The organism is Chryseobacterium sp. KBW03 (assembly GCF_003852415.1).
Lineage (GTDB): Bacteria > Bacteroidota > Bacteroidia > Flavobacteriales > Weeksellaceae > Chryseobacterium > Chryseobacterium viscerum.
The window spans coordinates 262135-279212 of record NZ_QAJO01000004.1 but is presented as its reverse complement, the minus strand read 5'-3'; the positions used below and the strand labels follow the sequence as shown (position 1 = coordinate 279212).

Genomic DNA, 17078 nt, shown 5'->3' with positions numbered 1-17078 from the left:
AAGATAAGACGTTCTTAATCCTGTTTTACTTTAAAGGATAAGTTTCAAAAAATGTCTTTTTGTTACAACTCAGGGCTATTATACTTTAACTTTAGAATAAATAAGCGAGAGTAAAGCCATAGGATAGGGGACACGGGCGTATGGCAGGGTAATAAAAAGAACCGCTGAAGCAGCAGTTCTTTTTATGAGGATTTCATTAAAATCTCACCTTATCATTATATTTCGGAGCAAAATTTTTAGGATTCAGTTTATCCAGTGTTTTTCCGAAGTTATTGATGATCTGAGTCATATTATCAAAATCAACAATGTTGATATCGTCATTTTCGTGGTGATAATGAGATGCTTTCGTCATATCAACAGTAGAAAACGAATGAGCAATGATTTTCTTTTTGACAAAGCTCACATTGTCTGAACGGTAGAAAAGCTGTTGTTTTGCATATGGATCCGCATTGATTTTTAATCCATTGACTGCATTTTGGTTGAACAGCTCATCAAGATCAGATAACCCGTCTCCGGTCATATACAACGCATTTTTCCCCCATTGAGACTCTGTAGCTACCATTTCAAAATTGAAAAGCGCAGTCATCTTATTATAAATAGGATCTAAGTTTTTATCTATTGAAATAGCTCTTGAACCCAGCATTCCTTTTTCTTCTCCATTAAATGCCATAAAGACCATAGAGAATTCAGGTTTTTTGTTTTTAAAATAATCAGCAATACCTACCAGAGTGGTAATTCCGCTGGCATCATCATCAGCTCCGTTATAAATATTGTCTCCGCTCTTATCACTGGTTCCAATGTGGTCAAAATGCCCGGAGAAGCCCAGATATTGATCTGCTTTTCCTTTTTTGACTCCACAAACATTGTACACAGTTTTCCCATTATAGTCAAATGGTACGAGATAAGAGTTTCCGGTACAATATTCAAGATTATTTTCTTTAAAAAGCTTAGCAATATAATTGGCTGCATTTTCATTTTCCTGAGTTCCTATTTCGCGGCCTTTCATTTCATCAGATGCTAACGTAGAAAGTACTGTTTGGATTCTTTCTTTTGAAACCTGCTGAGCAAAAATGGATATTGAAAAAAGTGATAAAGTAAGATAAGTTAGCTTTTTCATTGTCTTTAATTAAAAATTATATAATCTGTCGTGCTTTCGACCGAAAAGTTGCAATGAATTTACATAAATTAATTGATGTAACAGAGTAGCAGTATAAACCAGGAGCATATGCTCAATAAAAAACAGCTCCTTAAAAGAAGCTGTTCTCACTCAAAAAATCGTTGTAAGGCTATCGAAGTCTGTCTACAGATTTTACGAGCCTCTCATCTTTGCGGATGTAAACGTTTGCAATAAGCAGACAGATTACAGCAATCAATGGGAAAACCGGCTCAATACCCTTCTCAGGAAAATGAATTCCTCCGGATAAGTTTAGTAACCAATACGCCAATACACCAATCAACAAAACGTTTATAATGATGCTGATGGTATTCAGCAAAATTTGTCTTTTTCTGTTTTTGAAACTAAAAATACTTAATGCGCCGACAATAACAAGCGCTATACACCCGATATTAAGTAAAGGAATACTGTCGGAAATGACAACATCCTGTCCTGTTATAAAAAGGAAAACAGCAGCTAAAACTGCTAATAATGTCCATATGGTTTGTATTCTCTGTAGCATTGAATATTAAATTCTTGGCAAAAATAACATAAATTTTGCACAATTCAAAAATAAGTGTAGATTTGCATTATACAATGTACTTGAAAACCAAAGTCACCGGACTTACTTTTCTTACTCACAATTAATTACATTTTTACATAAATATGTTTAACATAGAAACGTTAAGGTCAAAATCCGTAACGGAACTGACTAAAATCTTAAAAGATTTGGGCGTTAAAGTTGCAAGAACCAGCAATGAAAATGACAAGATCTTTGCTATTCTTGACTTTCAGGCTTCTAACCCTAAAGTTGCAAAAGATTATTTCAACGCCACAGAACCCGCCAGTGTAAATACTGAAGAAGCCTTAGCAGAAAAACCTGCTAAAGCTCCGGTAAGAAAAGCTGCTCCAAAAAAACCAGCAGCCAAGCCAAAAGCAAATACAAATGCAAAAGCTCCGGAAGAAACTAAGGTAGAAGAAAAGGTTCCAGCTGCTGAAGAAATAAAACAGGAAGAGCCCAAAGCTGAACCCGTTGTAACAGCAACTGCAACTGAAGACACATCAGCCGCCGCTCAAGCTAAAAAGAAAAGAAAAAGAGTTTCTCCCAATACAGGTAATACAGAAGTAGCCCAGGAAAAACCAGAAGCTCCAAAAAACACAGAATCCCAAGAGCCTGTTCAGGCAGAAGAAAAGCCTAATATTCCCCCTCAACAATCACAGGCTAACAGACCTCAAAAAGGAAACAACCATCCACAGAACAGTGGAAACCAACATAAAAATCAAAACCAGAACCAACATCAGCACCAAAACCAAAATCAGAACAGACATTCTGAAAAGGCAGAGGAACAGCACGACCATAAAAAAGAATTTAATTTCGATGGATTGGTAAGCATTGAAGGTGTTTTGGAGATCTTGCCAGATAACTACGGATTTTTACGTTCCTCAGATTTTAGCTATATCTCTTCTCCGGATGATGTGTATGTGTCTACAGCACAGATCAGGAATTATGGTTTGAAAACCGGAGATACTGTTAAAGGAATTGTAAGACTTCCAAAAGAAGGTGAGAAATATTTTTCATTATTAAAGCCTACAGAAGTTAACGGGCGTGACCTTGCATTCATCAAGGACCGTGTTGCTTTTGAATACCTTACTCCACTTTTCCCGGAAGAAAAATTCAATTTAGCAGGAAACGGATCTACGCTTTCTACGAGAATTGTAGATTTATTCGCACCTATTGGAAAAGGACAAAGAGCGATGATCGTTGCCCAGCCTAAAACGGGTAAGACCATGTTGCTTAAAGATATTGCCAACTCTATTGCATCCAATCACCCGGAAGTATATATGATGGTTCTTTTGATCGATGAACGTCCGGAAGAGGTTACAGATATGGAAAGAAGTGTAAATGCAGAAGTTATTGCATCTACATTTGATGAAGCAGCAGAAAAACATGTGAAAGTGGCCAACCTTGTTCTTGCAAAAGCACAGAGAATGGTAGAATGTGGTCATGATGTAGTCATTTTACTGGACTCTATTACAAGATTGGCAAGAGCGTACAATACAGTGACTCCTGCATCAGGTAAAGTTCTTTCCGGTGGGGTAGACGCTAATGCACTTCACAAACCAAAAAGATTCTTTGGAGCAGCAAGAAAGATTGAAGGAGGAGGTTCTCTTACGATCATTGCAACAGCATTGATTGATACAGGATCTAAAATGGATGAAGTGATCTTTGAAGAATTCAAAGGTACAGGTAATATGGAACTTCAGTTAGACAGAAAAATTGCTAACAGAAGAATTTATCCAGCTATCGACTTGATTTCTTCCAGCACTCGTAGAGATGATCTTCTATTAGATGAAGTGACTTCTCAGAGAATGTGGATTTTTAGAAAATATCTTTCTGAAATGAATCCTGTAGAAGCTATGGAATTTGTAAATAAGAACATCAAAGGAACTCTTAATAATGAAGAATTCCTGATGTCTATGAATAAATAAATTAATTTAATTATTGTTAAATAGAAAGCACGGACCTTAGGGTTCGTGCTTTTTCTTGCTCTGTAGATAAGTATTTTAAAATTTAAATCATTCTAAATCAATATATCAATGTTAAAGATTTATTAAAGTAATCCCCAATCTTTGATAGTACCTTAAATATTGGCTATTTTTGGGTATAACATTAAAAATAAAGATTATGTCATTTGAATTACCAAAACTAGGATATGCATATGATGCATTAGAGCCGACTATCGATGCAAAAACTATGGAAATCCACCATACAAAACACCACCAAGCATATATTGACAATTTAAATAAAGCAATCGAAGGAACTGAGCTAGCAGGAAAAACGATCGAAGAAATCTGCCAGACAGGAACTGACAAACCAGCGGTAAGAAATAATGGAGGAGGTCACTTCAACCACTCTTTATTCTGGGTAATTTTAACTCCTGGAGGAAGCAAAGAGCCTGTAGGAAATGTAAAAGCTGCTATTGAAAATTACGGAGGTCTTGAGAAATTCAAAACTGATTTCTCTGATGCTGCTAAAACAAGATTCGGTTCAGGATGGGCTTGGTTAGTAAAAAATGCTGACGGTTCTGTATCTGTTTCATCTACACCTAACCAGGACAACCCACTAATGCCTGTAGCAGACGTTAAAGGAACTCCTGTTTTAGGATTGGACGTTTGGGAGCACGCGTACTATTTAAACTACCAAAACAGAAGACCTGATTATGTTTCTGCATTCTTTGATGTAGTAAACTGGGATAAAGTAGAGGAATTATTCAATAAATAATTTTCAGCTATTATAAAAATGAAAAGGTTCAGAGCAATTCTGAACCTTTTTTTATTGGGTGTTATTGTAAAGTTATCTTATAGCATCACTGCCGGATAATCCGTTCATTCTTAGTTTATACTTCCAATTCACATACACGAAAACCTGGTATAATTTATATTCAAACTTGATCCCGTAATTTTCCTGAGGATCATAATCTATTCCGGATTCTATAATGTTTCTATATCGGCCGGAATTATAATAACTGTTCCATTCGTTGACCAAAAACGTGTTTTTTGTCTTCAGATAAGATTCTGTATACTGGCTGATAGGTTTGGCAACAGCACTCAGAAAATAATCGAACTGAGTATCAATAACCGTAAGATCCCATTCCCCGTCTTCATTTTTAGAAGGCTTCATCTCTGCTTGCTCTTTATCTTTCTTTGTGGTTTCCTGAGAAAAACAGCTGAAAGGAATCAAGGCAATCAATACGAGTAAAACAATATTTTTCATGATTGAGGTATTTACATAAAAAAAGCACTCCAATAAGAGTGCCTAACTTTTTTATGGTTCTTTCTGAAGAACTACAAATGCCGGGAAGTGGTCACTGTAGCCTCCTGTAAACTGGTCTCCGTTCCAGGATCTGAAAGGATACCCTTTATAATTTCCTTCTTTATTCACAAGGTAAGCTGGGGCAAAGATTTCTGCTTTATATACAGAATATTCTTTAGCGACCTGATCTGAAATTAAGTTTTTAGAAACAATGATCTGATCAAACAGGTTCGGTGCATCCTGATAAGCAAGAGATGCCACTCCTTTCTTATATAAAGGATACATCAGATTAAGATAAGGCGTTTCCTCGCTTAAATCTTTCGGGCTTGCCTGAGCTTTCAGATGATTTTTTAAACTTGGACTTACAGGATCATCGTTAAAGTCACCCATTGCAAAAAGTTTTGTCGTTGGGTCTGCCGCTCTTACGCTGTCCATCTGTTTTTTTAATAAGGCAGCTGCTGCATTTCTTTTAGGTAAAGAAATAGCTTCACCCCCTCTTCTTGAAGGCCAGTGATTCATAAAAAATGCTACTTTTTCATTATCTAAAAATCCTGTTACCACAAGGATGTCTCTTGTATATTCTCTTCTTCCGTTGTCGCCGTAGATTACCAATTCTTTTTTCAATGAATTGGTAGGGGTGAATCTTCTTTTCTGATAGATCAATGCAACATCAATTCCTCTGTAGTCATAAGAATTGTAATGAATGATTCCGTAATCATATTTTTTTAAAGCAGGTTCGTTCACAAGATCCTGGATTACCTGTCTGTTTTCAACCTCAATTAAGCCTACTACCGCAGGAGCTGTCTTTGTGTATTGTGCTCCCATTTCAGAAATTACTTTAGCTTCGTTGGCTAGTTTTGCTTTATAAATTTTACTTCCGTAGTTTTTTGCACTTTTTGGAGTAAATTCCTCAGAACCACTTTGTTCTCTTACTGCTTTTTTTCCTTTTAAAGCACCATCGCTCCATGGACCGTCGTATTTTTCAGCTTCAAGAAACTTGATAGAATCTATAGGAATACTTCTGTGGAAAGCAGGGTTTTTAATGTCTTTGGTTCCGTCGATATAATCTGCTGAACGAATAGTGTCCCATAGGTTTTCTACGTTCAAGAAACCTACGGTGGCAACTTTTCTCAGTTTTCCTTGTTGTTGTGAGAATGCCATGATCGAAATAACGATGGCAAACAGAGTCGAAAATCTTTTCATCTCTTTAGAGTTATTGTTAATACTATTTAATTTGCAAATTTACTTTTTTTTAATTCACTGCATTTTAAATATTTGTAAATTTAAAAGCAGTAATCCGACATTTTTTATATAATGATTCTTAAAAGTTTGCAATGTTAAGAAAAAATAATGTTAAAAAAGTTGGGAATTACAAAATTTGACTAAATTTGTGCCCCCAACTTTTAAACTGTTGAGAATTAACAAGAAAAGTATTTAAAAAAATATAATATACTCATGATTAAAAAACTATCATTGATCTCTTTATTTACTTTGCTGCCTGCGTCATATTATTATGCGCAGACAACAGTGTTTGCGTATCTTAAGGATGCAGACGGTAAGCCTGTTGAGCAAGCAAGTGTAGATTTAAAAGGAGCAGGAAATGATGCAAAGGCAGACAAAATCGGATATTTCCAATTTGCGGATTTGATGCCCGGACATTATCAGATTATGGTTACAAAACCAAATTTTGAAACTAAAATTTTCGAATTTGACGTAGCTAGTGATGAGAAAAGAAAAGATCTTGGAGTAATTACTCTTTATTCCGCATTGAATGGTGCAGATCAGGGTTTGGCTATTGTAGAAGATTCCGGAGAAAGTGACAGCGGTGGTGCACAGCAAACTGCAACAGTAGGATTACTACAGTCTTCTCAGGATGTTTTCAACAGAATTGCAAGTTTCGATTTAGGACCATACTGGTTCCGCCCAAGAGGGATTGATAGCAGAACAGGTGAAAATATGATCAACGGGGTTTCTATGGCCGCTGCAGATAATGGAGACGTAGACTTCAGTACCTGGGGAGGGTTGAACGAAATTACCCGTTACCCGGAAATTTCCGCTAATCATGCGCCTTCAGAATATGCTTTCGGAGGAACTACGGGTGTATTTTATAAGAATACAAAAGCGAGTGAGTACAGAAAAGGAAGCCAGTTGACGTACTCTCTGACCAACAGAAATTATACGAATAGATTATCTTACAGATTCTCTTCCGGAATGAATAAGAACGGATGGGCATTTACAGGAATGATCGCGAGAAGATGGGCACAGGAAGGGATCCAGGATGGTACTGCTTATGATGCATACAGTGGATATGTTGGTATTGAGAAGAAATTCAGTGATAGCCATACGATGACTTTAAATGCTATCGGATCTAAATATGCAAGAAGCTCTTCAAGCCCAAGTACTCAGGAAGTATATGACTTCAGAGGAGTTCATTACAACTCTTACTGGGGATGGCAGAACGGAGACAAAAGAAATGAAAGAGTAAAAAGAGGTTTCCAGCCAATGATTCAATTACAGGACTTCTGGAAAATCAATAAAAACTCTCAATTATGGACGTCTGTTTCTTACCAGTTCGGTAAAGAATACAGCTCAAGATTAGATTGGTACAGAGCGAATAACCCTTCGCCAACGTATTACCGTAATTTACCAAGTTATTGGTTAAACTATAAAAATCCAGCTCCGGAACAAGCAGCCAATGTTGGAATCACAAGAGACTGGTGGACGAATGATGACCAATCACACACACAGATCAACTGGGATAATCTTTATAATGCCAACAGGAACATAGAATATAATGCTACGCTTGGTGGAAGAAGAGCGGCTTATTATCTTGTGGATGATGTGAAAGATGATAAAGTATGGAATTTTGCTACGCACTATACGTATAACTTTAATGATACTTCCCGTTTCATTTTAAACTTATCTTACCAGAACTACAGATCTGAACAGTACAGAGAAGTAAATGATCTTTTAGGTGCTGATTTTGCCCTGAATATGGACGCATTTGCATCCAATACAACTGCAGGAAGCGCTTGGGGGAAATTCAATACAAGAGAAAGTGACACCGATGTTGCCAAAAGAGAAGGTGACAAAATCGGATACAGCTATATTTTCAGAAGACAGGAATTTAAAATAAACCCTGCTTTCAAATTCGCAACAGGGAAATTTGATGTTTTTATTTCCGGATTATTCGGTTATACAACAAACAGCAGAGAAGGATTGTTCCAGCACTATTTGTATGAGTCATCTTACGGAAAAGGAGGAGATCAAAACTTCTGGAATGTAGGTGTTAAAGGTCAGGTTACGTATAAAATCAATGGTAGAAACTTCCTGGTTTATAACGGGGCTTACTTTTCTCAGTCTCCTTTCTTGAATGATATTTATTTTAATACAAGAGTAAGTGGTGTTACGACTCCGGGTATCAAGAACGTTGTTGTTGATGCAAACGACTTGAGCTACGTAATCTCTACTCCGATTGTTAAACTTAGATTGACAGGTTACCTTGTTAATACTCAAAATGAAACAAGTGTACAGAGATATTTCGCACAGGGAGTTAAGCTGACTACTCTTACTGAAAGCGGAGATCAGGCTCCTATTCAGGACGGTGCTTTTATTACTCAGGTACTGGCAGGAGCAGACAAGAGAAATATGGGTATTGAACTTGGTGCACAGGTGAAAGTTACTCCAACTTTGACAGCAAGTGGATTATTAAGCTTAGGACAGTATACTTATACTAATAATCCTACCGTTTATTTTGCATCTGATGCTGTTGGAACATTCAGAGAACTTGACGGAAATGGAAATGTAGTATCAAGATCTTATACCAACATGGGTGAAGCTACTCTTAAAAACTACAGACAGGGTGGAACTCCTCAGGAGGCATATACTTTAGGTCTTCGTTACAGCAGCCCTAAATACTGGTGGTTAGGAGCTACATGGAATTACTTCGGACATTCGTTCTTAGATCCGTCTCCGGTAACCAGAACTGCTAGATTCTACACAAACCCTAATACACCGGGAGTACCTTATGACAACGTAAATGATGAAGAGCTTGCAAGAGTTCTTACACCTACAAAACTACCTTCAGCATTCTTCTTCAATGTGAATGCAGGTAAGTCTTGGATGATTGGTAAGTATTATGTATTGGTGTCTGCATCTGTAAATAACATCCTTAATAACAGAAACTTTATTACAGGCGGATTTGAGCAGACAAGAAACGTTAACTATACTGACTATGCTAATGATTATGACAGCGGAAACATGGTATTCGCTCCTAAATATTGGTATAACCAGGGTAGATCTTATTTTGTGAACCTTCAATTCAGATTCTAAAAAAATTAAATTAAAAATCGAAAACAATGAAAAATATATATTTTAAAGCGGCGATCTTTACTGCCATTTCAATGCTGGCGTTCTCGTCTTGTGTAAAAACCGATGATTATGATGTGCCGGAAATCAAATGTACCAACAAATTTGCAGCAGCTAACCATAAATTATCAGACCTTGCAACCATTGCAAAAGTAAAACCGCTTGAAGCTGATATCATTAAGGAAGATTATATCGTTGAAGCATATGTATCTTCAAGTGATGAGTCTGGAAACATCTACAAAATGATGTTCCTTCAGGATAAGCCTGAAAACCCAACACAAGGTATCGAAATTGATATCGACGGAGGAAACCAATATCTTGATTTCCCAACTGGATCTTTAGTTAGAATCAACCTAAAAGGATTGATCGTTCAGGGGGTTAACGGGAATATTAAAGTAGGTTCTTTTGATCCTAACTATCCTATCGGTAGAATCAACCCAAATAAGGTTTCAAATTACATGGCAAGAGTTTGTGATGGACAAAAGGCTGTAGTCACTGCAATCAAGCCATTAGAATTCAACTCTATCGCTGATGCTCTTAAAAATGGTGCTCACATCAACCAGCTTGTAAAAATTAAGAATGTTCAGTATGAAGATCCTGAATTGACAAAAACTTTTGCTGACGAATCAGCTACAGGTGACCGTTATATTACGGATAAAAAAGCAGGTAGATTAGACCTTCGTTTCAGCAACTATGCAACATTTGCGAAGTCTCCTATCTCTCCTAAATATGCAAAAAGTGGTGATATCGTTCTTCTTTTAAGCCGTTATACAGGTACAAGCAACACGACAACTTATACAGAGCAGGCTTATATCAGAACTCTTGATGATATGAACTTCCCTAACGACAGATTCAACCCAGGTGAGCCTGAAGCTCCTTCTGCAAGTGCTGTAAATCTTTTCGCAGGATCTGATTTTGAAAACTGGGCAACGTTCTTAACCAGTGTAAACACTTTCGGACTTAAGCCTTATGCAACTCAAGGTGTTGGTTTAGGATACAACAATACAAACTCACTTCAGATCAAAGGAACACCTACTGCTAACGATTATGTATTTACATCTATCGCTACTACAGGAATCCCTGCTACTCCGAAGAGAATCACTATGTATATCAAAGGTACTGCAACAGGAAAAACTCTTTCTTTCAACGTATATAAAGCAGGTGGAGGTTTCTATGTATTTAACTTAGGTACATTCTCTACAGGTGCTACTTTAGGGGTAGAAAGTGCCAACTCTTATACAGGATCTATCAATACAAACGGACAGTGGAGATTAGTTGAGCTTACCCTTACAGGTATTGCTGATATTAACACAACAGCCGGAAAAGATATGTTCGCTATCAAAACCGGAACAAGTGGAAATTACGATCTTCAGATTGATAACATCAAAATTGAGTAATACATTAGATAGAATATCTTTCTAATATACTTTATAAAAATCAGGCAGTTCGTAAGATCTGCCTGATTTTATTTTAATAACAATTTTGATTTTAAAGAAGCCGAAAATTTTATATTTTTATTTCTGAAAATAATATTAAAATAGAGAATACATATTTAAAATGAAATATTTCATTTATGCCTTAAATCATACTTATACCGATGAGTCCCATACAGCTTCCAAATTTCTTGGTTTTTGCAATAGTGTTGAAGGCTTGGAGAAGCTAAAATCCAAAGCGGTTATTCTCCCTGGATTCAGAGATTATCCTGAATGTTTTGTTACGGATTGTTATATTATGGATAAAGTACATTGGAATGAAGGATTTCAGGAGGTTATCGGGGAAATGGGACGTGATTATATTGAGAAAGGTGATGTGATAGATGAAAACTGTATTTCGGTTAAGGAATTAGGTTTGAATACTGTTTTTAGTGTCAGTCATTATTATACAATACACACCTTTCTGGATGACGAAAGATATATTGGAGTATTTTCATCTTTAGAAAAAGCAGAAAATGCTATTGAGGAACTGAAAAACAAGTCTGGTTTTAAAGATTATCAGGATGATTTTGATATTAGTGAATTAGATCTTGATATCCTTTTCTGGTCTACAGGATTCTAAGTTATTTAAAAACAAAAACCACCGCATCAGCAGTGGTTTTTTATTTTCTTTTATTTAACTGTAATTGTTGGATCCCAGTAAAAGTAACCGTACAGAATCTGTTTGTTACTGTCATTTGGATCTAAAATATAAAGTCCGAACTGTACATAGAAGTTCTCTTTCCCTGTTGATCTTACCTTAGAGTCGATACTGGCGAAAGTGATATCTGCAGAGGTGGCAGGGAGGCCGTTTAGAGAATTTACATCCGGTACAGCAGCTTGCTTTCTTCTAACAGAATTGTATACGAAATTATTAAAAACCTGATCTCCGGACCAGTATTTAATATTATAAATAATAACTGCGTCATCCGAATTCTGATAGATTGAAGTTCCTCTGAAAGAAACCGTATCTCCGGCTCTTGCGCTGAAGTTCAGATCAGCTGAACCCTGCCCGGAAATAGCGTTGGCGTTGGAAACGATCATGTGCTGGCTGTTATGATCAATTCCTACAGGTTTATTAGGATCCGTACTAGGACTTTTATAATTTGCTCGTACATAATCCGTGTCTATTACAATCAGGACATCTATTGCCTGGCTGGATGATTTAAGTTCTACATCTTCCATGATACTTAGTTTTAGTTTGGTGTTTTCTTACTCATTTGGCTTTTCAGATTTCGCCCCGTTATTAAAGTGATACGGCTTCACGTATTTGGTTGTAATTACAATACAAATGTACATTGCTGAAAATGAAAATATTAGAGTGTAAATGCTGAAATTTGAGATTAGGTATTTGTACTTAGCTTATCTCCTGGATGTGATTTTTTGGAATGCAAAAAAAATACCCTGAAAAGTTCAACTTTCCAGGGTACCCATTTTATAATGGTTAAATCTAATTCACGTTTAAAAAGAAACCTCGTTCACTTCTTTTCCTCTTTGAAAATTCATTGTTTTCTGGCTGCCTTTGTAGGCAATGTTCACCAGATTGATCTGCTTAGGAAAAGCGCTTAAAAGGATCGTATTTTTAATCTTTAAGGTGCTGATATCCGAAACGCCTCCGGTCTCAAAATACACCCATACAGTTTCTCCACTGACCTGACTTCCTGTGAAGGTAATCGTTTTAGGAGACCCATTGACAAATACATCAAAATTATTGTTCACATATTTTTTCACCTCTGCTTCAAATCCAGCCGTATTAGGGTTAATTTTAATAGCGTCAGAGATATGGCTTGTATTCATTTTTGTGGTAAACTTCAATGTTTTGCTTCCATCAATATAGTCAACTTTGGTCATTGAAGAGAAAAAGTCTACATACATAAAACTCGTTAACACAAAAAATGTTAAAATACCTGATATATATAAAAGTTTTTTCATCTTAATTAATAGATTTACAATCATACTTGTTAGTTATAAGTCACAAATAATATGCCAATTAAAAATTTACATTCACAGAATACTTATCATAAAAAGCTTTAATATGTGCTACAGCCTCATCAGCAGTATCTACCACACGATAAAGATCTAAATCATCTTCAGCAATCATCCCTTCTTTCAAGAGCGTTGCCTTGAACCAATCTAATAATCCTCCCCAGAATTCACTTCCTACCAAAACGATTGGAAATTTTCCTATTTTGTTGGTCTGAATCAGGGTCATCGCCTCAGTCAGCTCGTCCAATGTCCCGAAACCTCCCGGCATAACCACGAAACCTTGAGAATATTTTACAAACATTACTTTTCTCACGAAAAAGTAATCAAAATTCATAGAATAGGATTTATTGATGTAAGGATTAAAATGCTGTTCAAAAGGAAGGTCAATATTAAGTCCGATAGATCTACCTTTAGCATTGAATGCTCCTTTATTTCCAGCTTCCATCACTCCCGGACCGCCTCCGGTAATGATTCCGAAACCTAATTTAGTGATCTTTTCAGCAATATCTACAGCCATTTCATAGTATTTATTCTCCGGCTTCAGTCGTGCTGACCCGAATATAGAAACACATGGGCCAATTTTGGCCAGTTTTTCATAGCCGTCTACAAATTCAGCCATCACCTTGAAAACCATCCAGCTGTCTTTAGCGATGGTTTCGTCCCAGGTTTTTTGTCTGAAGCTATTATGTAGTTTTGTTTCGTTTATGTCAAGTTCTGGATTTACTAAACTTTCATCCCTAGTTCCGTCAATTTCCATTGCAAAATTTTATTTAAAATGTTTTTCGGCTTCTGTTACGGATGCCGGTCTTCCGACATCGATAAGGATGCTGTCATGTACAAATCCGTGTATATGTTCGGTTTGCATCAGATCCAGATATTCTTCCATAACAGAAAATTTGCCTGTTCTTTTTATTTTTTCAAAGATGACAGGATTGATACAATGAATTCCGCTGAAAGCAAGAGCTTTAAAACCTTTGTTGAATTCTGCCAGTCTCTGTTCTCCTGATTGTACATTCAGCCAGCCTCTCAAAACCATATCATCGTTGAAAAGGAGTTTTCTCGAACTTTCTCTGTCCGAAACCGCTAAAGTAGCAAAATCTTTTATCTTTTTGTGGTATTCTACCAAAGCATTGATGTTCAGCCCGGTTAGAATATCAGAATTCATGATTAAAAAATCTTCTCCATGATCAAGAAATTTTCTTGCAAAAATCAAGCCGCCACCGGTTTCAAGAAGTTCATTGGTTTCATCAGAAATCTCAATCTTACATCCGAAATTATTGTTTTTATTTAAGAAATCAACAATCTGGTTCCCAAAATGATGAATGTTGATCACAAAATCTGTGATCCCGAAACTTTTCAGGTAATTGATATTTCTTTCAAGGAGTGGAATACCATTCACCTTTGCTAATGCTTTCGGATGATGATCTGTAAAAGGTTTAAGCCTGGTACCTTTCCCTGCTGCGAAAATTAGAGCTTTCATAATATTATAAGTAATGAGTGATTGATAATGAGTAATATAAGTATGAGAAGAAAATTACTTATGCCTCACTACTTATTACTAATGTTCAGTTGTGGTTGTTCATCATGATGAAGGGTGATCTCAGTTCCTTCAGGATATTTTTCTCTGATAAATTCGGCGATTTTTATTGCTGAATATACCGATCTGTGCTGTCCTCCTGTACACCCGAAATTGATCTGCAGGTGCTCAAAGCCTCTTTCAAGATAATCGTCAATGTTAATGGAAACAAGAGATTTTACCAATTCTAAAAACGTTGGCATTTCCGTTTTTGTTTCCAGATATTCCTGAACTCCTATATCGTTTCCGGTCTGGATTTTATATTCTTCAATTCTTCCGGGATTTAAAATTCCACGGCAGTCAAAAGCGAAGCCTCCGCCGTTTCCTGAATTGTCTTTAGGAATTCCTCCTTTCTTGTATGAAAAACTGTGTATCTCGATGTGTAGCATATTCTTTTTTAATTTTTAAACCATTAAGGTTTATTTAGTGATGTTATAAGTACTTTCTACTTTGCTCAAATACTTCAATCTGTAATTCTGAGCGGAGCCGAAAACTTAGTTATTTAATATTTCCTCAATTTTTTGTTTTGCTCTCTCTGATGTCAACTGTTGGATTACTTTTTTCAGCTCTGGATAGTTATTCATCTGTTCCCAGGAGTCGGCAAACTGTGTTATATTTTGAATTCCTTTCTCCAGACTGGTCATGAAGTGTTGTTTCCTCTGAATCAATCCTCTGAACCCATATGCTCCTAAAACCTGTAAAAATCTCATCATTTGAATAGGCATAACTGCATTTCTCAACTGGATTCTCGTTTCAGGGTTTTCAAACTGCTGAATATAAAAATCCAGCATTTCCTGTTTGAAATCTTCCGGGAAATTGGCTTTAGCCTGGAAAAGGAAAGAGATGACATCATATAGTAATGGTCCTTTCATTGCAGACTGATAATCGATGAAAGAAACTTCATTTTTTTCATCTACCATGATATTTCTTGCCTGAAAATCACGGATCATAATTCCTTTAGGTTCAATGTTTTCAATGAGTATTGCAATCTTTTTGAATTCTTTCAGAAGAGTAGATTTGTTGTATTCGAGCTCAAGGACATCGGCTACAAAGTTTTTAAAATAATAAAGATCATGAATCACGGGAAGTTCATCATAGCTTTCATATTCAAACGTTCTGGAAAAATCAATTTTCCCTTGAGTTTGTATTTGCATCCGGAAAAGCTTTTCTAATGTCTGCTTTACCAAAGATCTTACGGTGGGAGATAGTTGTTCCTTGGCGATCACCTCTGAAAGGGTATGTTGGCCCAAAAACTCCTGGATATACATTTTTCTGTCTTCAGAAACAGCAAGAATGGAAGGAGTGTTAAGGCTCAGTTCTGAGAATATTTTGGAATAGTAAAGAAAGCTTTCATTTTCCGGAATATTTTCATTGTAAGTAATGATATATTTTTCAGAAGTGACAGTGGCGAGGAAGTTTACCCTCGCAGAACCGCTTTGAGCTAATGTGACGAATTCGGAAGATTTTTTACCCAAATGGTTTTCAAAAAATCGTTTTGCGTTTTCAGAAGTCATAATATGGAAACAAATATACTAAATTAACATGAGTTGGAAATTATAGTTTAAAGAAGTAGAAAATATGAGGAAAAGAATGTTATCCTGATGATATAAAATGGATTGTTGAATATTAATTTTACTGCAGGTTTTTAAGAAAAATTTCAACTTTATATCCCGTGATAATGGGATATTATCCTTGGTTATTAACTTTCTTGATTCAAATTCAGGATATTACAGTCTAATTTTTATCTTTGTACTATGCTGAAAGACTTTAAACCTGTTTTAGGTATTTTACTGCGTTTTATTATTATTTATCTGGTGCTGCTTTTTGCTTATCAGTTCTACCTGAATAGTGGTAAAGATTCCGGGCTGGATTCTTTTTCAAGACTCATTGCCAATCAGGTAGTTGTTCTGCAGAATGCCATAGGCTATCCTACGGAACTTTATGATGATGTAAAGAATGAACAGGTTTGGTTTTATGTTAACCAACGCTATGAGACGAGAATGGTAGAGGGGTGCAATGCTGTTTCTGTCATCATTCTATTTGTCTCATTTGTTTTTGCTTTTTATAAAGGGATGAAGACTTTTGTCTTTGTTGGGGTAGGATTGGTTATCCTGTATATAATGAATCTTCTAAGAATCATCGGATTGAATATCGTAATGTCAGATTATAAAGAGTATGGTAAAATGTTTCATGATTTTATTTTCCCTGCCATCATTTATGGGAGTGTTGTTGTACTTTGGCTGATCTGGATTAAACTTTTTGCGTTAAAACATGAAAATTCTTAACTGGCTTCTGATTATTGCAGGAATCTGCGGATTGATAAGTGTAAGAGTTCTGGAGGACCGTCTTTTTTATGATCCTTTCCTTACTTACTTTCATGAAGCGAATAAAAATATTGAATTCCCTGCATTTGAATGGGGAAAACTGATTCTTGGACATGTCTTCAGGTTTGTTTTAAATCTCCTGTTTTCATGCCTGATTATCTATGGCTTATTTAAAAACAAACAATGGGCAGTACAGGGAGCCGTGATGATGCTAATTGTCTTTGCAATTGCTCTGCCGATTTATCTGTATTGTATTCATGATCAATTTGAAATAGGGTATCTTTTTTCTTTTTATATGAGAAGATTTGTAATTCAGCCCCTGATTATCCTATTGATTGTCCCGATGTTTTATTACAGAAAGCAGATGATTGGTAAAGGCAGCTGA

General features: G+C 36.2%; 17 protein-coding genes. 7 read left to right on the top strand and 10 right to left on the bottom strand.

What is annotated here, in order from left to right:
* Positions 1 to 196: 196 nt before the first annotated feature.
* Together DBR39_RS09265 and DBR39_RS09260 are read right to left on the bottom strand one after the other, a co-directional pair.
* Positions 197 to 1117 carry a M28 family peptidase gene (locus DBR39_RS09265; protein ID WP_124532465.1) on the bottom strand — a complete coding sequence of 307 codons (921 nt, stop codon included), beginning with the start codon at positions 1115 to 1117 and terminating at the stop codon, positions 197 to 199.
* A gap of 169 nt (positions 1118 to 1286) precedes the next feature.
* The gene (locus DBR39_RS09260) at positions 1287 to 1676 is read right to left on the bottom strand and encodes a DUF4293 domain-containing protein (RefSeq protein WP_103234068.1); all 390 of its coding nucleotides are present in this window, start codon (positions 1674 to 1676) and stop codon (positions 1287 to 1289) included.
* Positions 1677 to 1819: 143 nt separating this feature from the next.
* On the opposite strand from DBR39_RS09260, the gene rho reads away from it, so the two are divergent.
* A complete protein-coding gene (gene rho / locus DBR39_RS09255) occupies positions 1820 to 3643 on the top strand; it encodes a transcription termination factor Rho (protein WP_124532463.1) in 1824 nt (607 codons plus the stop codon).
* Positions 3644 to 3839: 196 nt separating this feature from the next.
* Entirely contained in the window at positions 3840 to 4436 is a 597-nt protein-coding gene (locus tag DBR39_RS09250; protein ID WP_103234070.1) for a superoxide dismutase, read from the top strand.
* A 72-nt stretch (positions 4437 to 4508) separates the two neighbouring features.
* Here the strand turns inward: DBR39_RS09250 and DBR39_RS09245 are convergent, their stop codons facing one another.
* On the bottom strand, positions 4509 to 4928 hold the full coding sequence (locus tag DBR39_RS09245; protein ID WP_124532460.1) for a DUF6146 family protein: 420 nt from the start codon (positions 4926 to 4928) through the stop codon (positions 4509 to 4511).
* A gap of 51 nt (positions 4929 to 4979) precedes the next feature.
* Complete coding sequence (locus DBR39_RS09240; RefSeq protein WP_124532458.1) at positions 4980 to 6170, bottom strand: endonuclease; 1191 nt, start codon at positions 6168 to 6170, stop codon at positions 4980 to 4982.
* Positions 6171 to 6422: 252 nt separating this feature from the next.
* Between DBR39_RS09240 and DBR39_RS09235 the strand changes: the two genes are divergently transcribed.
* From DBR39_RS09235 to DBR39_RS09225, 3 genes are all read left to right on the top strand, one after another.
* Positions 6423 to 9299: a carboxypeptidase-like regulatory domain-containing protein gene (locus DBR39_RS09235; RefSeq protein ID WP_124532456.1), complete on the top strand. Its 2877-nt coding sequence runs from the start codon at positions 6423 to 6425 to the stop codon at positions 9297 to 9299.
* A 26-nt stretch (positions 9300 to 9325) separates the two neighbouring features.
* Positions 9326 to 10732: a DUF5689 domain-containing protein gene (locus tag DBR39_RS09230; RefSeq protein ID WP_103234715.1), complete on the top strand. Its 1407-nt coding sequence runs from the start codon at positions 9326 to 9328 to the stop codon at positions 10730 to 10732.
* Positions 10733 to 10892: 160 nt separating this feature from the next.
* Complete coding sequence (locus DBR39_RS09225) at positions 10893 to 11390, top strand: hypothetical protein (protein ID WP_124532455.1); 498 nt, start codon at positions 10893 to 10895, stop codon at positions 11388 to 11390.
* A gap of 50 nt (positions 11391 to 11440) precedes the next feature.
* Here DBR39_RS09225 and DBR39_RS09220 read toward each other — a convergent pair whose 3' ends face one another.
* The 6 genes from DBR39_RS09220 to DBR39_RS09195 form a co-directional block, all read right to left on the bottom strand.
* Positions 11441 to 11992, bottom strand: a complete 552-nt coding sequence (locus tag DBR39_RS09220) for an inclusion body family protein (RefSeq protein ID WP_124532453.1) — start codon at positions 11990 to 11992, stop codon at positions 11441 to 11443.
* Between the two features lie 276 nt (positions 11993 to 12268).
* Complete coding sequence (locus DBR39_RS09215) at positions 12269 to 12739, bottom strand: DUF6702 family protein (protein ID WP_228447802.1); 471 nt, start codon at positions 12737 to 12739, stop codon at positions 12269 to 12271.
* 58 nt (positions 12740 to 12797) lie between these two features.
* The gene (locus DBR39_RS09210; protein ID WP_124532449.1) at positions 12798 to 13550 is read right to left on the bottom strand and encodes a TIGR00730 family Rossman fold protein; all 753 of its coding nucleotides are present in this window, start codon (positions 13548 to 13550) and stop codon (positions 12798 to 12800) included.
* Positions 13551 to 13559: 9 nt separating this feature from the next.
* Positions 13560 to 14273, bottom strand: coding sequence for an NDP-sugar synthase (locus DBR39_RS09205; protein WP_124532447.1), 714 nt, complete (start codon positions 14271 to 14273; stop codon positions 13560 to 13562).
* A 68-nt stretch (positions 14274 to 14341) separates the two neighbouring features.
* On the bottom strand, positions 14342 to 14758 hold the full coding sequence (locus DBR39_RS09200) for an RNase adapter RapZ (RefSeq protein ID WP_124532445.1): 417 nt from the start codon (positions 14756 to 14758) through the stop codon (positions 14342 to 14344).
* A 105-nt stretch (positions 14759 to 14863) separates the two neighbouring features.
* The gene (locus DBR39_RS09195; protein WP_124532443.1) at positions 14864 to 15883 is read right to left on the bottom strand and encodes an aminoglycoside phosphotransferase family protein; all 1020 of its coding nucleotides are present in this window, start codon (positions 15881 to 15883) and stop codon (positions 14864 to 14866) included.
* A 240-nt stretch (positions 15884 to 16123) separates the two neighbouring features.
* Here DBR39_RS09195 and xrtF point away from each other — a divergent pair, with 240 nt between their 5' ends.
* Together xrtF and DBR39_RS09185 are read left to right on the top strand one after the other, a co-directional pair.
* Positions 16124 to 16654 (top strand): exosortase family protein XrtF, encoded by a 531-nt coding sequence (gene xrtF, locus DBR39_RS09190; RefSeq protein WP_103231995.1) that lies wholly within the window; start codon positions 16124 to 16126, stop codon positions 16652 to 16654.
* Positions 16641 to 17078: an exosortase F system-associated membrane protein gene (locus DBR39_RS09185; protein ID WP_124532441.1), complete on the top strand. Its 438-nt coding sequence runs from the start codon at positions 16641 to 16643 to the stop codon at positions 17076 to 17078. The genes xrtF and DBR39_RS09185 overlap by 14 nt, the downstream gene beginning before the upstream one ends.

Excerpts from the sequence above, each read along its gene's own strand:
- DBR39_RS09265 (WP_124532465.1), bottom strand. The coding sequence starts at position 1,117 with ATGAAAAAGCTAACTTATCTTACTTTATCACTTTTTTCAATATCCATT.
- DBR39_RS09260 (WP_103234068.1), bottom strand. The coding sequence starts at position 1,676 with ATGCTACAGAGAATACAAACCATATGGACATTATTAGCAGTTTTAGCT.
- rho (WP_124532463.1), top strand. The coding sequence starts at position 1,820 with ATGTTTAACATAGAAACGTTAAGGTCAAAATCCGTAACGGAACTGACT.
- DBR39_RS09250 (WP_103234070.1), top strand. The coding sequence starts at position 3,840 with ATGTCATTTGAATTACCAAAACTAGGATATGCATATGATGCATTAGAG.
- DBR39_RS09245 (WP_124532460.1), bottom strand. The coding sequence starts at position 4,928 with ATGAAAAATATTGTTTTACTCGTATTGATTGCCTTGATTCCTTTCAGC.
- DBR39_RS09240 (WP_124532458.1), bottom strand. The coding sequence starts at position 6,170 with ATGAAAAGATTTTCGACTCTGTTTGCCATCGTTATTTCGATCATGGCA.
- DBR39_RS09235 (WP_124532456.1), top strand. The coding sequence starts at position 6,423 with ATGATTAAAAAACTATCATTGATCTCTTTATTTACTTTGCTGCCTGCG.
- DBR39_RS09230 (WP_103234715.1), top strand. The coding sequence starts at position 9,326 with ATGAAAAATATATATTTTAAAGCGGCGATCTTTACTGCCATTTCAATG.
- DBR39_RS09225 (WP_124532455.1), top strand. The coding sequence starts at position 10,893 with ATGAAATATTTCATTTATGCCTTAAATCATACTTATACCGATGAGTCC.
- DBR39_RS09220 (WP_124532453.1), bottom strand. The coding sequence starts at position 11,992 with ATGGAAGATGTAGAACTTAAATCATCCAGCCAGGCAATAGATGTCCTG.
- DBR39_RS09215 (WP_228447802.1), bottom strand. The coding sequence starts at position 12,739 with ATGAAAAAACTTTTATATATATCAGGTATTTTAACATTTTTTGTGTTA.
- DBR39_RS09210 (WP_124532449.1), bottom strand. The coding sequence starts at position 13,550 with ATGGAAATTGACGGAACTAGGGATGAAAGTTTAGTAAATCCAGAACTT.
- DBR39_RS09205 (WP_124532447.1), bottom strand. The coding sequence starts at position 14,273 with ATGAAAGCTCTAATTTTCGCAGCAGGGAAAGGTACCAGGCTTAAACCT.
- DBR39_RS09200 (WP_124532445.1), bottom strand. The coding sequence starts at position 14,758 with ATGCTACACATCGAGATACACAGTTTTTCATACAAGAAAGGAGGAATT.
- DBR39_RS09195 (WP_124532443.1), bottom strand. The coding sequence starts at position 15,883 with ATGACTTCTGAAAACGCAAAACGATTTTTTGAAAACCATTTGGGTAAA.
- xrtF (WP_103231995.1), top strand. The coding sequence starts at position 16,124 with ATGCTGAAAGACTTTAAACCTGTTTTAGGTATTTTACTGCGTTTTATT.
- DBR39_RS09185 (WP_124532441.1), top strand. The coding sequence starts at position 16,641 with ATGAAAATTCTTAACTGGCTTCTGATTATTGCAGGAATCTGCGGATTG.